The following is a 16,597-nucleotide window of genomic DNA, read 5'->3' as shown; positions in this document are numbered from 1 at the left end:
GCGGTGTCGGAGTGGACGGCCGGCCCGGGATCAGCCGGGGATCAGACCGTCGTCGCCGAGGAGTTCGCGGACCTCCTCGAGCGTCGCGTCCGCAGAAGGGAGGATCAGTTCGGACGGTTCCAGGGAATCGTCGGGCAGGGGCTCGCCGAGCTCACGGACCTTGTCGAGCAGCGACTGCAGCGTCCGGCGGAAGCCGGGACCGTCGCCGCTCTCCATCTCCTTGAGCAGTAGGTCGTCGAGCTTGTTCAGTTCGGTGAAGTGGCTGTCGTCCAGCTCCACCTGGCCCTCCCCCATGATCCGCACGATCATGACGAGTCCCTACTGTCGGTCACTGCTTGTCGAACTTGGGCGGGTTGCTGGGCTGCTGCGCGGTGTTCTGGCTTCCGCCGCTGCCGCCCTCGATGGCCTGCTGGGAGCTCGAGCCGCCCGCGAGTTCCGCCTTCATCCGCTGGAGCTCCAACTCGACGTCCGTGCCGCCGGAGATCCGGTCCAGCTCGGCCGCGATGTCGTCCTTCGCCATCCCGGACGGGTCGTCCAGGGCGCCGGAGGCGAGCAGCTCGTCGATGGCACCGGCCCTGGCCTGCAGCTGGGCGGTCTTGTCCTCGGCCCGCTGGATCGCCAGCCCGACGTCGCCCATCTCCTCGGAGATGCCGGAGAACGCCTCGCCGATCCGGGTCTGTGCCTGCGCCGCGGTGTAGGTGGCCTTGATCGTCTCCTTCTTCGTGCGGAAGGCGTCGACCTTGGCCTGCAGCCGCTGCGCCGCGAGGGTCAGCTTCTCCTCCTCGCCCTGCAGGGTCTGGTGCTGCGTCTCCAGATCGGTGACCTGCTGCTGGAGCGCGGCCCGGCGGGAGAGCGCTTCGCGCGCCAGGTCTTCACGGCCGAGCGCCAGCGCCTTGCGGCCCTGGTCCTCGAGCTTGGACGACTGTCCCTGCAGCTGGTTCAGCTGCAGCTCGAGCCGCTTGCGGGAGGTCGCCACGTCGGCGACTCCACGGCGCACCTTCTGCAGCAGCTCGAGCTGCTTCTGGTACGAGTAATCGAGGGTCTCGCGCGGGTCCTCGGCCCGGTCAAGGGCTTTGTTCGCCTTCGCGCGGAAGATCATCCCCATACGCTTCATGACACCGCTCATGGGCTTCGCGCGCCCCCTTCTGACTATGCAGCTTCAGCAGCACTCCAACAGAACCCACAGTACGGGCCCTGCATCCATTACCGCACTGTTCGGGCACGGATGCGGTCATCCCCAAGGACGACTGCGTACCGGTTCCGATCCGGCGCAAGGAGTAGGTGGCCGTCAGGGATCCGTCACACAGCGTCCGCTCTGTTCAGCTTCTGTCCCCTACGGACGCACGCCGTTGCGGGATCGTTCCCCACGGGGCTGTGGTCCATGCTCCGCACCCCGTACCCTTGGGCTTTGTGTTCCGTAGCCGTTCCAAGGAAGAGAAGGCCCCCACCGACAAGGTGACGGCGGACCTCTCCAAGCAGCCCCGCGACCCCGAGGCCCCCAAGGGCCGCCCCACGCCCAAGCGTGCCGAGGCGCAGAATCAGCGCCGCCGCGCGTCCAGCGCGCCGGCGGACCGCAAGGAGGCGATGAAGCGACAGCGTGAAGCACGCCGCTCCGACCTGGCCCGTCAGCGCGAGGCCCTCGCGGGTGGCGACGAGCGCTACCTGCCGGCCCGTGACAAGGGCCCGGTGCGTCGCTTCGTGCGCGACTTCGTCGACTCCCGCTTCTGCGTCGCCGAGTTCTTCCTGCCGCTCGCGGTGGTGATCCTGGTCCTGAGCATGGTCCGGGTCGCCCAGCTGCAGAACATCGCGCTGCTGCTCTGGCTGGGTGTCATCGTGCTGATCGTCATCGACTCGATCGGTCTGGTGATCCGGCTCAAGAAGCAGCTCAAGGAGCGCTTCCCGGACGAGCCCAAGCGCGGTGCCGTCGCCTACGGTCTGATGCGTACGCTCCAGATGCGCCGGCTGCGTCTGCCCAAGCCGCAGGTCAAGCGCGGAGAGCGGCCCTGACCGGACACGCCTCGCAGACCGCGCCGGACCCCGGGGGCTCAGCGGGCTCGCTGCCCGCACCGCGCTCCCGCTTCAGCGGGGGCTCCGGCGCGTGGCTCGCCGGGGTGGGCGGGCTGCGCAACACGGTCCGTCAGGAGCTCGTGGCCCGTCAGCTCGACGACCAGATCACCTCCCGCTACCCGGTCGGCCGGCGCCTGCGGGTGCTGGACGTGGGCATGGGTCAGGGCACCCAGGCACTGAGGCTGGCACGCGGCGGGCACACCGTGACCGGTCTGGAGTCCGACCCCACGATGCTGGAGGCCGCCCGTGACGCGCTCGCGGGCGAACCGGCCGGGATCCGCGAGCGGGTGCGGCTGGTCGAGGGCGACGGCCTGGAAACCGGTGTGCACTTCCTGCCCGGAAGCTTCGACGTGGTGCTGTGCCACGGCGTGCTGATGTACGTCGAGGATCCGGACGCGATGCTCGCGGGACTGGCCAGGATGCTGGCGCCGGGTGGTCTGCTGTCCCTGCTCGTACGGAACGCGGATGCGCTGGCCATGCGGCCGGGCCTGGCCGGCGACTGGCAGGGGGCGCTGACCGCCTTCGACACGACCGCGTACACCAACCGGCTCGGCCTGACCGTACGCGCGGACCGGCTGGAGGCGCTGACCGCGACGCTGGCGGGGATCGCCGCGCCGCTGCACGCCTGGTACGGAGTCCGGGTCTTCACGGACAACGTGGGCAACGAGGTCGAGCTGCCCGCCGCCGACGAGCTGGACCGGCTGCTGACGGCGGAGGACCGGGCGGGGCGCACGGATCCGTACCGCGGGGTGGCGGCGCTGCTGCACCTGTGCGGAGTGCGCCGCAGCTGACACGAACACGAAACCCCCGGCACAGGCGGCCGGGGGTTTCGCACGTCCTCGGTGGCGTGAGTATCGGGACGACAGGCGGGCGCAGGCCGCCGGGACACAGAAGTGTTCCGCCCGTGAGACCTGGCGCGCGAGCCCTGTACGTACACGTCCGCCCGCACCGCCAGGTCGTGGCGCCTCGGAGCAGTCCCGGCCCTGATCGGTGCCGCGAGCAAGCGGCTGCTGCGGCGGCCGCTGAGGTTGCCAGGGACGTGACAATGCCGGTGGTCGCGCACCGGCTGTCGGCGGTGGCGCCGACCGGATCGTTACGCGTCAGTTCCCGGCAACGGCACCGGGGCCAGCCTGACCGGGCGCGGGAGCGGACCTGTGAGGGCCGGGACCATGCCCCGACCCGAGTGAGGGAGCGGCGGTTTCGGACCCGCGCATCATGTGCCGCACATGACTGCCGGCGAGTCAGGCACTCATCGCGCGACGGTCCTCCAGCACGTCCGTGGCCGAGCCGGTGCGCTGCATTCGCTGCCACCGCAGACGGTTGCCCATCAGTGCCGTGACCACCGACTGGACGACCACCAGGTACATCAGCTGCCGATAGACGAAGATCTGGAGCGGCAGGGTCCACAGGGGCTCGAACTTCTCGCGGTCCAGGCGCAGCGCGTACACCGCGCTGAAAATCTGGACCGCGGTGAAGGCCAGCCAGACCGCTGCCGCCTGACCCGCGCCCTGGAACAGCAACCCGTACAGGGCGAAGACGTCGACGAGCGGGGCCAACAACGGCAGGACCGTCTGGAACAGCAGCAGATAGGTGAGCCCGCGGCGGCCGAGCTTGCCTCCGGCTCCCCTCTCCACCAGCGCGCCGCGGTGCTTCCACATCGACTGCAGCGTGCCGTAACACCAGCGGTAGCGCTGCTTCCACAGTTGGCGCACGGTCGAAGGGGCCTCGGTCCAGGCGATCGCCGACTCCTGGTAGACCACCCGCCAGCCGGCCCGGCACAGGGCCATGGTGAGGTCGGTGTCCTCGGCGAGGGTGTCCTCGCTGACGCCTCCGACACCGACCACGGCATCCCGGCGGAACGCTCCGATCGCGCCGGGCACGGTGGGCATGCACTCCATGACGTCGAACATGCGGCGGTCGAGGTTGAAACCGATGACGTATTCGAGGTGCTGCCAGCGGCCGAGGACACCCTGCCGGTTGCCGACCTTGGTGTTTCCGCTGACCGCACCGACACGCGGGTCGGCAAGCGGCTGGATCAGACGGAAGATCGCGTCGGGCTCGAAGACCGTGTCGCCGTCGATCATGACGACAATGTCGAAGTGGGCCCAGGCGAGACCGGTGTTGAGAGCAGCGGCCTTCCCGGAGTTGGGCTGACGCACCACCATGACCCGGCGGTCGCCGATCGCCTCGGCGATCTCGAAGGTCCGGTCGGTGGAGCCGTCGTCGACGACGATGATCTGCACGGCCTCGTGGGTGGAGGCGAGCAGCGACCGCACCGTCGCCTCGATGCCCGCTTCCTCGTTGTACGCGGGGACGATCACCGAAACCGGGTCGGTCAGCGGCGGAACGCGCAGGGCGCCGCGGCGCCGGGAGCGATTGCCCCGGACCCGTTTCACATGGACACGGGCGACGGTCAGCAGCATCAGCAGCCGCGCCGCGGTGATGGCGCCGGCCGCGAGCAGGAACCAGGTCATTCCGTCGGCGAAGGCGCGGGACGCCTGCTGTGCGCGGACTACCGCGGCGCCCTTCCACTCGGCGGCCGTGCCGACGTCGTACATCGTGCCCGGGAGACCGAGACCGGCGCCGACGGTCGTGAATGTGACCTGGTCGCCGCGGTCGGCGCTCAGCAGCCGCCCGGTCTCGGCAACGGCGGCCGCCGAGCCGGTGAACTGGCGCACGGCGCCCTGGTCGGGGGTCCGGGCGGGCTCGTCGGCAACGACGACGACATAGCCGTCGCCGATGGCGCGCCGGGCGGCCTCGCCCATGTCGTCGCAGAGCGATGCGGCACCCTCGGTATGCGGAAGGCGCAGCAGATGGGTGCCGATGCCCGCGGTACCGGCGAGGACGTTCTGGGTGAGGGCGAGCTCCAGCCGGACGCGGGGCCCGGACAGATCGGCGAGGCTCGCGTCCGTATAGGTGTGCGAACCGATCTCGTGGCCTCCCTCCTTGATCCGGCGTACGAGGTCGGGGTGGGCGGCGGCGCGGGTGCCGGTGAGGAAGAAGGTGGCCTTGGCCCGGTGCTGCTTCAGCAAATCGAGCAGACGTGGGGTCCAGGCCGGGTCGGGGCCTCCGTCGTAAGTGAGGGCGACGGTGCTTGCGGGCATCCGGGCTGCGCGGACTCCGCCGGTCTTCGGGTCCTGACGCATGACGGGCCCGTTCGCGAACGGCACCTCCGGCTCCGCCGGGCACCGGGCGGTCGGCGCGGCGGTCGCGGCTATCTCGTGCCGCCCGTAACCGCTGAAGAGCAGCGCGGTGGCGACGACGGCCAGGGTGAGGCTCAGGAGCACCCAGTGGGCACGGGGATCCCGGCGCAGGGCGTGCCGGGTCACTTCGGCCCCTTGCCGTCCGCGGCAGGACTGCGCCGGGGGGCGTTGCCGGAATTTCCGGGAGGAGCGCTCGATGTCGGGGCGGACTCAGGCGGCGCCGGCGCGGCTCCGGGACCGGTTGCGTCGGCGCTGGGGCTTTGCGATGCGTCGGCGCTCTCGGTGGCGGAGGCCGAGGAGGAGGCCGCGTCGGAGACCGGTTCCGCACCGGCTTCTTCGTCGGCGGCTTCCCCGGACTCGGCCGTGGAAGGCGTTGGTTCGGCGGTGGGCGTGGCCGGATCCTGTCGGCTCTGGCTCCACGGCAGCGGCCCGCCGCTCGGCCCGGCACCGAAGAGCCCGGCCAGAACTATGACGACAAAACAGACGCACGCGGCACCTACGACAATGGACACATACCTCATGAGGCGGCGCCGACGCCCCGAGGCATCGACGAATACCGCGTTCTTCTGTCGGGTCACAGCCGCGGATTCTAGGGACTGAAGGGCTCCGTTTCGAAGCCGGGTGTGAAATCCGACATTCTTCTGTGCCGTGAAAGACGGCGGCCGGGGTCTCCACGTACACTGCCGCGGCCCACTCGCCCGCACACGGTCCGGCACAAAGGCTCGGGCCGGCCGAAGTCCCGGATCCGGGCCCTCGCCGGCTGCGCCCCAGCCTGCGTGCGCAAGCGCGACGCCCGAGGGGCCCGGGGGTCGCGTACCCCCGGCGCCCCGAGGCCCGTCCTACGCCTCGCTCGCGTCCAGGCTCATCGGGCCGTAGATCTTCGTGGCGTCCTCCGACAGCACCACCTGGTCCGCGCCGCCCTCGAGAAGTTCCTTCCAGTGCTCACCGATCCAGGACTCGGCGTCGCCCTGGGTCGTGAACTCCTCGGGCTCCACCGCCGGCTGGACCTCCGTACCGTCGGACTCCTCGAACCGCCACGTCCATGCCATGTGCGCCTCCCACGTCCCGCCAGCTGATCGGTTTGCTGCCCGCAGCGTAGCCGGGCGCGCACGCGCGAGGGGGACGCGGGAGGATCAGAGGTGTGGAACTGACTCTGCTCGGCACCGGCACGCCAGCCGGACTCCCCCGGCCCGACTGCCCCTGCGCCGTGTGCGCCACCGCACGCGGGTCATCGGCGCGGGCCGCCACCGCGCTGCTCGTGGACAGTGCGCTGCTGCTCGATCTGACCCCGGGGGCCGCTCTGGCCGCCGCGCGGGCCGGGCATTCGCTCGTCGGCGTACGGCAGGTGCTGCTGACGCATCCGCACGACGGACCGGCCGTGGATGTGCCCGCCGGGCTGCCGGCGGCCGGGCGGGTGCCGGACGGACGGGAGTTGACGCTGATCAGCGGTCACCGGGTGCGGGCCATGCCGATGGATCACCCGGGCACGGGGTACGAGGTGACATCACCCGAAGGCGAGCGGCTCCTCTACCTGCCGCCCGGCGCCGCGCCGGCCGGACTGGCCGAGGGGCTCGCCGCGTACGACATGGTCGTCGGCGATGTGATCGGACGCCCCGATGCCGTCGCCCGCCTGCGCGCCTCGGGCGCGATCGGTGCCACGACCGATGTGATCGCCGTCCACATCGACCACGATGTGCCCGGCGGCCCCGAGCTGGACCGGCGGCTCGCGGCGGCGGGCGCCCGGGCCGTGCCGGACGGGACGACGCTGATCGTGGGCGAGTACGAGGCGGTGCCGGACGTGCCGCGCCGCACGCTGGTGACGGGAGGGGCGCGGTCGGGCAAGTCGCTGGAGGCCGAGCAGCGGCTGCAGACCTTCCCCGACGTCGTGTACGTGGCGACGGGCGGCGCCCGGGACGGCGATGCGGAGTGGGCGGCCCGGGTGTCCGCACACCGCGAACGCCGGCCCGGTTCCTGGCGGACCGTCGAGACCTGCGACCTCCTCCCGCTGCTCACCGCCGACGGGCCGCCGCTGCTGATCGACTGTCTGTCGCTGTGGCTCACCGAAGCGATGGACAAGGCGGGTGCCTGGGACGACGGGCACTGGGCGGCAGGGGGCGAGACGGAGCTGCGCGCCCGGGTGACAGAGCTGGTGGCGGCGGTCCGGGCGACCTCCCGCACGGTCGTCGCCGTGACGAACGAGGTCGGCTCCGGCGTCGTCCCCGCCAGCGCCTCGGGGCGCCGCTTCCGGGACGAACTGGGCCGTCTGAACGCCGCCTTCGCCGACGAGTGCGAGCAGGTGCTGCTGGTGGTGGCGGGCCAGGCACTCGTCCTGCGCGGCTGAGCCGGGACCGGTGCCGGTACTGTTCGGCGAATGAGCAGGCTGAATCTCGACGACTTCTCCGATCTGATCGAGCGCCCCGACAGCGGCACCCGGCGTGACGCCGAAGAACGCCGGGAACGGCTGATCGTTCCGCCCGGTTCGCTGGGCCGTCTCGACGAGCTGGGCGAGTGGCTCGCGGCCGCGCAGGCCGCCGTTCCGGTCCGGCCCGTCGAACAGCCGCGGGTGGTGCTGTTCGCCGGCGATCACGGGGTCGCCGAACTGGGCGTCTCCGGCCGGGAGTCCGGCACCGCGCACGAGCTGGTACGCGCCGTGCTGGACGGCGCGAGCCCCGTCGCCGTACTGGCCCGCCGATCGGGCGTGGCGATCCGGATCGTGGACGCCGGTGTGGACTGCGACCCGGAGCTGCTGCCCGAGGACGTCGTACGGCACCGGGTGCGGCGCGGCAGCGGCCGTATCGACATCGAGGACGCGCTGACCCTCGAGGAGGCGGAGGAGGCCGTCCGCCTCGGGATGGCGATCGCCGACGAGGAGGCCGACTCCGGCACCGACCTGGTCGTGCTCGGTGATCTGAGCGTCGGCGGCACCACGCCCGCGTCCACCCTGATCGCCGCGCTGTGCGGCACGGACGCCTCGGTGGTGACCGGTCGCGGAGGGACGGCGATCGACGATCTGGCGTGGATGCGCAAGTGTGCTGCCATCCGCGACGCGCTGCGGCGGGCCCGGCCGGTGCTGGGCGACCAGTTGGAGCTGCTGGCGGCGGTCGGCGGCGCGGACCTCGCCGCGACGACCGGGTTCCTGCTGCAGGCCTCGGCACGCCGTATGCCGGTGATCCTGGACGGTGTCGTCTCGGCGGCGTGTGCGCTGGTGGCCCAGCGGGCCGCGTTCCGGTCGCCGGACTGGTGGCTCGCCGGCCAGCTGAGCGGTGAGCCGGCGCAGGCGAAGGCACTGGACCGTATGGCGCTCAACCCGCTGCTGGACCATGGCATCACCGTGGGCGAGGGCACCGGGGCACTGCTCGCCCTTCCCCTCGTCCAGGCCGCGGCGGCGTTCGCCGCCGAGCTGCCCGAGCGCACGGAGAAGACCGGGGGCTGACCCGCGGGTGCGGCCGGGCGGGACCCGGCCACCCGGCGAGCCTGCCTGCCGCGCGACGCTCCATATGATCGCGTTTCAAAGGAAAGGTCCGGTCGCCCGGCAGGAGAAGCGGACGACGAGATGTGGATCACCCATGTCCCGCTCAACTTCCCGGCACTCGCACGGGTCTTCGGACGGGAGCTCGACGCCCGGCGCGGGACCCGCGCCGGGACCGCGGCGCTCGCCGCCCGGCTTCTCACGCCGGGCGGCAGGCCGGGTTCCCGGACCGCGTCGCCTCCACGTACCGAAGTACCGAACGACCCGGAGCGGACGATGAACACTGCCTCCGCCTTCGCGCGCCGCGAGTGGGGACCGCTGTACGACGCCGTGCAGCCGGCACTCGCCACCAAGAGGTGGCGGGCGATCCCGCTGACGCTGACCGGCATCGCCCTCACGGCCCTCTTCCATCTCCTGCAGCACCAGTCCTGGGGGCTGCGGCTGGTCCATGACATCGGCTTCGTCCGCGCCGGGGACCCGCTGTGGCTCACGCTGCTGCGTACCCCCCTCTCGCTGTTCGTGCCCGCACTGGATCTGCCGGTATGGGGCGCGCTGGTGCAGATACTGCTGGTCTTCGGCATCGCGGAGATCGCGATCGGCCCACGGCGCACGCTCGCGATCGCCTACCTGTCGACCCTGGCCGGCACGACATACGCCCGGATCGGCGTCGCCGTGGGCCCGGGCGGCCCGTTCGGGCTGCCCGCGTCGGACGGCGAGATCGTGGACACCGGCCCGTCGGCGGCGGTCGTCGGACTCGCGGTCTTCGTCTGCTACCGCTATCAGTGCTGGGTCACCGCGGCCCTGGTGATCGTGGCGATGATCGTCGAGGTGATCGTCAAGCCGAACCTGGCGGGCAAGGAGCATCTGGCGGCGATCGCGGCCGTGCTGGTGGCGTGCGCGGTCGACGCGGTGTGGAAACGGCGTCAGGGTCTCGGCGCCGACCGCCGGTCGGGCCTGCCGCCGATGAGGTCCTGAAGTTTGCGGCGCGGCCGGTCCCAGCGGCGGTCGTGGCGGTACGAGCGCAGCCTGGATCGTGCGCGGGCCTTGGGTCTGCGCCGGTAGAAGCGGCGCGACCAGGGCGATCCGGGCCGGGCGAGGCGGATCGCAGCGAAGAGCGCCACCATGGGCACCAGGGTGCCGAAGATCGCCATGCGCAGCTTGCCCTTGAACAGCGCGATCAGGACGAAGCAGAAGTTGAGGCCGAGGGTGAGCAGGAAGATCCGGCGGTCCTCGCGCTCGTCGGCCGTCAGATCGTTGACGCCGAGCGGTGCGTACCCGCCGAGCATGAGCAGCAGCAGGGCCACGGTGAGCACCACGACCTCGACGCTCTTGCGGCCGGCTTCGCTCCAGTACACGTCGTCGAGATGAAGGATCAGCGCGAACTCGTCGAGCAGGAGTCCGGCACCGATGCCGAAGATCACCGCGCAGACACTGGCGCCGATGCCGCTGTGCTGGCTGGTGGCCACGGCCCCGAAGCCGCCGACCACGGTGAGGACCACGCCCGGGACGACATGGTGGATGTGCAATCCGCCGGAGCTGACGTTCCGGAAAGGGCCCTTCCCGGCTCTGATCATCCGGGTGATCGTCCGGGTGATCAGGAAGGTGAGCACGAACGAGGCCAGCGCGAGCAGCAGGGGGAGCTTCCCCGGCTCCACGATGTTGCGGTAAAACCAGTGACCCATGCCACGCGCTCCCGTTTTGTCCGTTGTGCGCAATCTACCGTCGCGGCGCACCGGCTACCCTGCGCGCGGTGACCTTCAGGACGACAAACGGCGGCCCGGTGGCCGGTATACGGTTCGCGTTCGGCACCCTGACCGTGCTGCCGGTCCGCGTCACCCGCTGGGACCGGGACGCGGCCCGCGCCGGCATGCTCTGTGCGCCGCTCGCCGGCCTGGTGGTGGGCCTGTTCGCGGCGGCGCTCGGAGGGGTGCTCACACTGCTGGGCTCCGGTCCGCTGCTCGCCGCGGTCGCCACCGCCGCGGTGCCCGCCGCACTCACCAGAGGCCTCCATCTCGACGGCCTCGCCGACACGGCGGACGGCCTCGGCAGCGCCAGACCCGCCGAGGACGCGCTGCGGATCATGAAGCAGTCGGACATCGGCCCCTTCGGGGTGATCACGCTGGTGTTCGTGCTGCTCGGTCAGGTCGCCGCGCTGTACGAGCTGTACGCGCAGAGCTGGGCGCTCGGGGCGAGCGGCGCCGCCGTCGGTGCGGTCACCGCACGCCTGGCGCTCACCCTCGCTTCCCGTACGGGCGTCCCGCCGGCGCGTCCCGAGGGCCTGGGCGCGGCGGTCGCCGGTGTCGTGCCCGTACGCATGGCCCTCCTCGCGGCGGTCCTGACCGGGGCTGCCTGCGCGGGCGCGGGAGCGCTGCTTCGGCCGTACGGGGTGCTCCACCACGCGGTGGCGGTGGCTGCCGGGCTGGGGGCGGCACACCTTCTGCTGCGGCACTGCGTGCGGCGCTTCGGCGGGGTGACGGGTGATGTCTTCGGGGCGCTGGCCGAGACGGCGGCGACGGTGACACTGGTGGCGCTGGTGCTGGGACAGGCGTAACGGATCCGTGACCGCCGGGCGGGCAACCGTACATGGTTCCGGCGGGTCGAACGCTTGTGATCATTCGCCACCGTATTCCGCTCCTCGCCGCCGCGGCGGCACTGGTGCTGACCGCCTGTTCGGGCGGCGGCGCAGCCGCCGGGAAGCCGGCACACCCCGTGTTCGACGCGCCCGTCCAGGGGCAGCCGCGCAAGGCGCTGCTGGCAACGCAGAAGGCGCGCAGTGCGAGCTTCACACAGACGCTGACGTTCACCTCCCGGCACGGTGGGACCGTGCTGACGTCCAAGGGCCGACTGGACTTCCCCGGCTCCCGGGCGTCCGGCTCCCTGGCCTGGAAGCTTCCTGCCGGTCTGCCCGGCAGCACCAAGGAGGCGCTGCTCGGCACCGCGCTGGCCGACCACACCTCCGCATCCGCGCTCCGGGTCGCGATCGATCCGGGCACCGTCCGCATACGCCCCGGCAAGGCGGACTACTGGCTCCGCTACGACGAGTCGGACCCCTGGGAAACCAGCTCGATCGACGGTCTGCGGGGTTCCGAGGCGGCGTTCGGCGGCACGCTGCTGGAGATCGTGAGCGGTGCCGGGGAGGTGAAGTGGTCGGCTGCCGCCGACGGAGGCCGGCGTTACCGCGCGCAGGTCTCGGCCTTCAACGCGCTGGACATGTTCGCGCAGGACATCAGAGCCGAACTCAACAGCTCGATCTCCCCCACCAGCACGGAGAACCGCGTCGCGCTGGATCTCACGACGGACTCCCGGGGGCGGATCACCCGCGCCGAGGCCGACCTCACACCCTTGCTCCGCAAGGAGGACAGCGCGCTCTCCTCGATGAACGAGCTGCGCGCCGTGCTGACGATGAACGGTTACGGGCCTTCCGAAGCGCCCGCACCGGCGCCGTCGGAGCCCACGCTCGCCGCCAAGGAGACCGTACGCCCGATCGCCGACGTCCCGCGCGGCGCGTGCGTGGACGGCAGCACCGGGATACGGAACCCGGAAGGGACCATGGTCGTGCAGGTGAGCTGCCAACAGCCCCACGACGCCCGGGTCTTCGCGCACCCCGGGCTGGGTGGAACGGACCACCCGGGGGAGGAGGCCGCCGAGCGGCAGGCCCATGCCGCCTGTGAGCGTGCCCACGACTCGGCGCCGTCCTCCTGGACCCGTGAGTCGGTGGAGTCCGGGGCCTATTGGCTGACCTGGCCGACCAGGAGCGAATGGGGCGTCGGCCAGGAGCCGAAGGCGACCTGCTACGTCATGTCCCGCTGACGGCGCTTCAGCGCCGGAGCCCGTGCGGGAGCGTGCCCCACGGATGCGCCCCCGTCCCGGGAACGACGCAGTGCACCGCCGCACCGGCGCGGGCGTCCGGCGGGGCGGCGTACACCAGATGGCAGAACCGCTCCGGCGGATGTGCGGCGGTCCAGGAGGGCACGCCGGATGTGCGGTACGCGTCCCAGGGGCCTTCGAACGTGACCAGCAGGTCGGCGAGTTCCGCGTACGCCGGGTCGGGGTGGACCCCGTGGTTCAGGACGAGTGTGGCCGCGCCGACCGCGCGGACCGCGATCTGAAGACGGCGGTAGTGGTCCAGGGCCTCGGGTCCGGAACTGACCTGGTCGAGGAACGCCCCGTCGGTGCCGTACCACGTGCGGTGGCGCAGCAGGTCGGCCACGACGGCGGAATGCGGGCGGCGGCCGTAGTCGGTGTCGGCGTAGCCGAGCACCCGGACGCCGGCCGCGCGCAGACGCCCGGCGACGGCGGCGAACGCAGGGTCGGGGGCGGCGCCCGGGCCGCTCGCGGGATTGAGGATCACGCCGTAGAGCCGGGGCGCCGCCGCGACGACGGCGTCCCAGGCGTCGGGGCGGGCGGCGGGATGCTCGTAATACGGGACCAGCAGTCTCTTCACGGGCGTTTCCTGGGTGGTGTCATACGCGGTGGGCGGTGGCCCGGCCCAGCAGTACGCAGACGAGCCCGGCCAGCAGCGCGGCGGCGACGGCCGCGACGCAGAGCCCGACGGTCCGTGGGCCGCCGGTGCCGGTGATCAGGGCGGCGCTCTGGACGAGCGCCGCGCCACCGCACACCGCGGCGGCGGGCGTGACCGCTCCGAACGACTGGAGCAGCAGCCCGGTCCACAGCACCGTGCCGATGAGCAGCAGCGTGGCAAGGCGTACGCCGCCGAGCGCGGGGGCCGCGGGCCACAGCAGGGTCCCCACGAGGGCGAGGGCGAACAGGACGGCGAGATACAGGGCGAGGCACTCGGCGAGCACGGCGGCGGCGATGCGCCTGAAGTCGCGCGCGGTGGTGCTGGCCCGCAGCCCGGCCAGGCTCCCGCTCCGGAAACGCAGCAGCAGCCACTCGGCGGGCCCCGTGCTCAGGGTCAGCGCCACGGCGGACGGCGCGGCGACGACAGCGCCGTCACGTCCGGCGAGCACGTCCCCGAGGGCGGTGTGGAGCACGATGAGCCCGGCCCCGAGACCGAACACGCCGTAGGGCACGGAGGCTGCGAGGCGCGGCCCGGCGGACGGTCCGCCGCCCCGGCGGTCCCTCGGCCCTTCGCCGAGACCCCGGGCACGAGGCCACCGGACGGCCCGGCGGACCGCACTCAGCAGCACCCGCGCCGGGCCCCCGTGCCACATGACACCGACGGCCGCACCACCGGAGTCCGCGGCCCCGGACGACACGAGCCCCTTGTCCCCGCGGCGGGACCGCCTCGACTCCGACACGGCGCGAACCCCGGCAGCGCCCACCGCGTCGACACCGACCGCACGGCGCCACCGGACGGCCCGACGGGCGTCACCCGGCCGCGCCCGCCCGGGACCCGGCTCGCCACGGCGCCGGGCGCGCGGCAGCGGACCCACCGCGCCGGTGACGCCGCACAGCCTCGGCCGCCCGCTCCCGGCCGCGCCCGCGCGTGGCGCCGGCGGGGCGCAGCCGGTCCGGGGCCGGCCCGGGAGCCGGCGGGACGGCTGCGACGCGTGCAGCGCCCGCGTGGCCAGTGCCGTTGCCGCCAGCAGCGACACCAGCAGCAGCGATGTACGCACCGTCGTCGGCAAGCCGTGCAGCAGGACCGCTGTCGCCCCCGCCGCCACGGGCAGCAGTGCACCCAACAGCGCCCGCTCGCGGTCCAGGACCAGCAGTGCCGTCGCCGCCGCCAGGTACAGCGCCTGGGCCGTGGCGAACGCCGCCGCCGGCCAGCGGCCCGGGGCCGTGGAGGCCTCGGCCGCCAGTGCCGCTGCCGCACCGCCGAGGAACGCGCCCGTCGGGGCGCCGCGCAGCAGGCACAGGGCCGCCGCCGGGCGGTCGCCGAGGGCCAGCCAGGAGTAGGCGCGGTGCGACAGCGCCTGGTTCCACACCCAGCCGGTCAACGCCCCCGCGAGCAGCGGGGCCAGAGTGGCGCCCTGCAGCAGCGGAGCGCCCAGCACATAGGCGAGACCCGGCAGCGCGAAGACCAGACCCCGCAGCAGGCACTCCAGCAGCCCTGCCCGCCACGGGTCCGCCGGCGGGCCGGGCGGTTCCGCGTGGCGGCGCGGGACCCGCGCGTACAACTCCTCCGCCAGTGTGAAGGAGTCCTGGCGACCGTACGTCGACCGGATGTGATCGTCCGTCATACCGTCCGACTCGAGGATCGCCGCGATCTCGTCCGGGTGAACGGCCTCTGCGATCACGTCCTCCATCCGGCAGGAGAGTTCGGCCATCGGGTCGGCCGCGGCCGACCCTCCGCGCGGCCGGGGCAGTGACGGCAGCGTGTGGCTGTGCTGTCCGGGGCCTTGCCACAGCGGGCCGCTCACCGGCGCGCCCCCGTGACCGCCGCCGGGACCGGGCCGAGGTCCGCGCCCTGCGTGTCCGCCGGCTCCTCCGTCTCCGTCAACTCCTCCGTGTCCGGAGGGAATCCGGCGAGTTCGAGGTAGATCCGGCGGAACCCGTCCACGGACCGCCGCAGGGTGAACCGGTCGATGACCCGCTGCCGGGCCCGCCTGCCCAGCTCCGCCCGCCTCGCGTCGTCCCTCAGGAGCGCGAGCGTGGCCTCGGCCATCAGCGCGGGCTCGCGCGGCGGCACCACCAGGCCGGTGTCGCCGACCGCCTCCCGCACCCCGCCGACGTCGGTCGACACCGTCGCCCGCCCGCACGACATCGCCTCGATCAGCGAGAAGGGGAACCCTTCGCTGATGCTGGAGAGCAGGACCACGCTGCCCGCCGCGTACGCCCGGGCGACATCGCTGACCCGGCCCTCCCAGGCGATGCCGTCCACGACCCCGAGATCGGCCGCGAGTTTCTCCAGCCCGGTGCGGTACTTCTCACCGCCCGCCGGCACCCCGCCGAACAACCGCAGCCGCACCTCCGGCAGTTCGGCGCGGACCATGGCGTACGCCCGGATCAGCGTCCGGAGGTCCTTGATCGGGTCGATCCGCCCGGCCCAGGCGATGGCCGGTACGTCCGGTTCGGGTCCTGCCTCGGGGAAAGCGTGCGGGTCGACGCCGTTGTAGACGGTGCGGATGCGTTCCGCCGGAGCGCCGCCCCGTTCCTCCCACCTCCGGTTGTACCGATTGCACGGCGTGATCAGGTCGGCCTGGCGGTAGCCGAGCGAGTTGAGCTCCCGGTAGAAGCTGAGCATCAGCGTCTTCACGGGAGCGCGCTGCGCCTGGACCCGGTAGCCGAGATAGCGCTCGCGCAGATAGATCCCGTGCTCGGTGAGCAGGAACGGCACCCCGTCGAAGTGCTGGGCGGTCAGCGCGGGCAGGGTGGCGAGCCCGGCGCTGACGGCGTGGGCGACGGCGTCGTCCGGGATGCGTACGGCCAGCGGCCGCAGCGCATGCTCCAGCAGATCGGTGGCCGTCAGCGCGTCGTGCACGGTGGGCCGGGCCGCCGAGGTGTCCAGGTGCGGCATGGTCCATATCCACATCAGCAAGCGCACCGCGGATTCCGAGCGCAGAGCGCCGGTCAGCAGCCCCGCCCTTGCGTAAACGGCGAGTTCGTACAGCTCCTGGCCGAAGTCGCAGTCGGCTGCCGGGTCGAGCATCGAGAGCAGCCATCGCTCGTACACGTCGAGGAAGCGCCGGCGCTCCCGGGACGGGAGCCGCCGCCGACCCGGCTCGGGCCCCCACAGCGGGACGGCCCGGTGCCGGTACACGTTCGGCGGCAGCTCCCAGGTGACCGGCTCACGGCCGCTGCCCGTGAGGGCGACGACCTGGAAGTCGACCTCCGGCATGCCCCGTACGAGCTGGTCGCACCAGGTGGACACACCCCCGTGGACGTGCGGATAGGTTCCTTCGGTGAGCATGGTCACATGGCGGCCAAGGCTCAGCATGGTCGTCGTCCCCCC

The 16,597-nt window shown here is 72.6% G+C and carries 16 protein-coding genes; 7 read left to right on the top strand and 9 right to left on the bottom strand.

What is annotated here, in order from left to right:
- Positions 1 to 30: 30 nt before the first annotated feature.
- Entirely contained in the window at positions 31 to 309 is a 279-nt protein-coding gene (gene pspAA / locus OHS70_RS27285) for a PspA-associated protein PspAA (protein WP_328401528.1), read from the bottom strand.
- Between the two features lie 19 nt (positions 310 to 328).
- Positions 329 to 1,126: a PspA/IM30 family protein gene (locus OHS70_RS27280; RefSeq protein WP_328401526.1), complete on the bottom strand. Its 798-nt coding sequence runs from the start codon at positions 1,124 to 1,126 to the stop codon at positions 329 to 331.
- Between the two features lie 284 nt (positions 1,127 to 1,410).
- Here OHS70_RS27280 and OHS70_RS27275 point away from each other — a divergent pair, with 284 nt between their 5' ends.
- Positions 1,411 to 2,007, top strand: a complete 597-nt coding sequence (locus OHS70_RS27275) for a DUF3043 domain-containing protein (protein ID WP_328401524.1) — start codon at positions 1,411 to 1,413, stop codon at positions 2,005 to 2,007.
- A gap of 140 nt (positions 2,008 to 2,147) precedes the next feature.
- Complete coding sequence (locus OHS70_RS27270; protein ID WP_389262606.1) at positions 2,148 to 2,858, top strand: class I SAM-dependent methyltransferase; 711 nt, start codon at positions 2,148 to 2,150, stop codon at positions 2,856 to 2,858.
- A gap of 450 nt (positions 2,859 to 3,308) precedes the next feature.
- Here OHS70_RS27270 and OHS70_RS27265 read toward each other — a convergent pair whose 3' ends face one another.
- The 3 genes from OHS70_RS27265 to OHS70_RS27255 all read right to left on the bottom strand — a co-directional run bounded on the left by OHS70_RS27265 (position 3,309) and on the right by OHS70_RS27255 (position 6,319).
- On the bottom strand, positions 3,309 to 5,396 hold the full coding sequence (locus tag OHS70_RS27265) for a bifunctional polysaccharide deacetylase/glycosyltransferase family 2 protein (protein ID WP_328401520.1): 2,088 nt from the start codon (positions 5,394 to 5,396) through the stop codon (positions 3,309 to 3,311).
- Entirely contained in the window at positions 5,393 to 5,848 is a 456-nt protein-coding gene (locus OHS70_RS27260; RefSeq protein ID WP_328401518.1) for a hypothetical protein, read from the bottom strand. The genes OHS70_RS27265 and OHS70_RS27260 overlap by 4 nt, the downstream gene beginning before the upstream one ends.
- Before the next feature lie 261 nt (positions 5,849 to 6,109).
- The gene (locus OHS70_RS27255) at positions 6,110 to 6,319 is read right to left on the bottom strand and encodes a hypothetical protein (protein WP_328401516.1); all 210 of its coding nucleotides are present in this window, start codon (positions 6,317 to 6,319) and stop codon (positions 6,110 to 6,112) included.
- 92 nt (positions 6,320 to 6,411) lie between these two features.
- On the opposite strand from OHS70_RS27255, the gene OHS70_RS27250 reads away from it, so the two are divergent.
- The 3 genes from OHS70_RS27250 (at position 6,412) to OHS70_RS27240 (ending at position 9,714) form a co-directional block, all read left to right on the top strand.
- The gene (locus OHS70_RS27250; protein WP_328401514.1) at positions 6,412 to 7,611 is read left to right on the top strand and encodes a bifunctional adenosylcobinamide kinase/adenosylcobinamide-phosphate guanylyltransferase; all 1,200 of its coding nucleotides are present in this window, start codon (positions 6,412 to 6,414) and stop codon (positions 7,609 to 7,611) included.
- A 30-nt stretch (positions 7,612 to 7,641) separates the two neighbouring features.
- Complete coding sequence (cobT, locus tag OHS70_RS27245; protein ID WP_328401512.1) at positions 7,642 to 8,703, top strand: nicotinate-nucleotide--dimethylbenzimidazole phosphoribosyltransferase; 1,062 nt, start codon at positions 7,642 to 7,644, stop codon at positions 8,701 to 8,703.
- A gap of 120 nt (positions 8,704 to 8,823) precedes the next feature.
- Positions 8,824 to 9,714, top strand: a complete 891-nt coding sequence (locus tag OHS70_RS27240; RefSeq protein WP_443062663.1) for a hypothetical protein — start codon at positions 8,824 to 8,826, stop codon at positions 9,712 to 9,714.
- Here the strand turns inward: OHS70_RS27240 and OHS70_RS27235 are convergent.
- Positions 9,663 to 10,421, bottom strand: a complete 759-nt coding sequence (locus OHS70_RS27235; RefSeq protein WP_328401510.1) for a hypothetical protein — start codon at positions 10,419 to 10,421, stop codon at positions 9,663 to 9,665. The two genes, OHS70_RS27240 and OHS70_RS27235, sit on opposite strands and share 52 nt — an antisense overlap.
- Positions 10,422 to 10,489: 68 nt before the next feature.
- On the opposite strand from OHS70_RS27235, the gene cobS reads away from it, so the two are divergent.
- Positions 10,490 to 11,290, top strand: a complete 801-nt coding sequence (gene cobS / locus OHS70_RS27230; RefSeq protein WP_328401508.1) for an adenosylcobinamide-GDP ribazoletransferase — start codon at positions 10,490 to 10,492, stop codon at positions 11,288 to 11,290.
- A gap of 56 nt (positions 11,291 to 11,346) precedes the next feature.
- The gene (locus OHS70_RS27225) at positions 11,347 to 12,549 is read left to right on the top strand and encodes a hypothetical protein (RefSeq protein ID WP_328401507.1); all 1,203 of its coding nucleotides are present in this window, start codon (positions 11,347 to 11,349) and stop codon (positions 12,547 to 12,549) included.
- A gap of 7 nt (positions 12,550 to 12,556) precedes the next feature.
- Here the strand turns inward: OHS70_RS27225 and OHS70_RS27220 are convergent, their stop codons facing one another.
- Genes OHS70_RS27220 through pelF form a run of 3 tightly spaced genes read right to left on the bottom strand, consistent with a single transcriptional unit; the run spans position 12,557 to position 16,582 of the window.
- A complete protein-coding gene (locus OHS70_RS27220; RefSeq protein WP_328401505.1) occupies positions 12,557 to 13,183 on the bottom strand; it encodes a spherulation-specific family 4 protein in 627 nt (208 codons plus the stop codon).
- Positions 13,184 to 13,202: 19 nt separating this feature from the next.
- Positions 13,203 to 15,065, bottom strand: coding sequence for a hypothetical protein (locus OHS70_RS27215; RefSeq protein ID WP_328401503.1), 1,863 nt, complete (start codon positions 15,063 to 15,065; stop codon positions 13,203 to 13,205).
- Positions 15,062 to 16,582: a GT4 family glycosyltransferase PelF gene (gene pelF / locus OHS70_RS27210; RefSeq protein WP_328401501.1), complete on the bottom strand. Its 1,521-nt coding sequence runs from the start codon at positions 16,580 to 16,582 to the stop codon at positions 15,062 to 15,064. Before pelF ends, OHS70_RS27215 begins: the two co-directional genes overlap by 4 nt.
- Between the last annotated feature and the right edge of the window lie 15 nt (positions 16,583 to 16,597).

It is taken from the genome of Streptomyces sp. NBC_00390 (genome assembly GCF_036057275.1).
Classification (GTDB): domain Bacteria; phylum Actinomycetota; class Actinomycetes; order Streptomycetales; family Streptomycetaceae; genus Streptomyces.
This window is presented reverse-complemented; position numbering and strand designations above follow the sequence as displayed.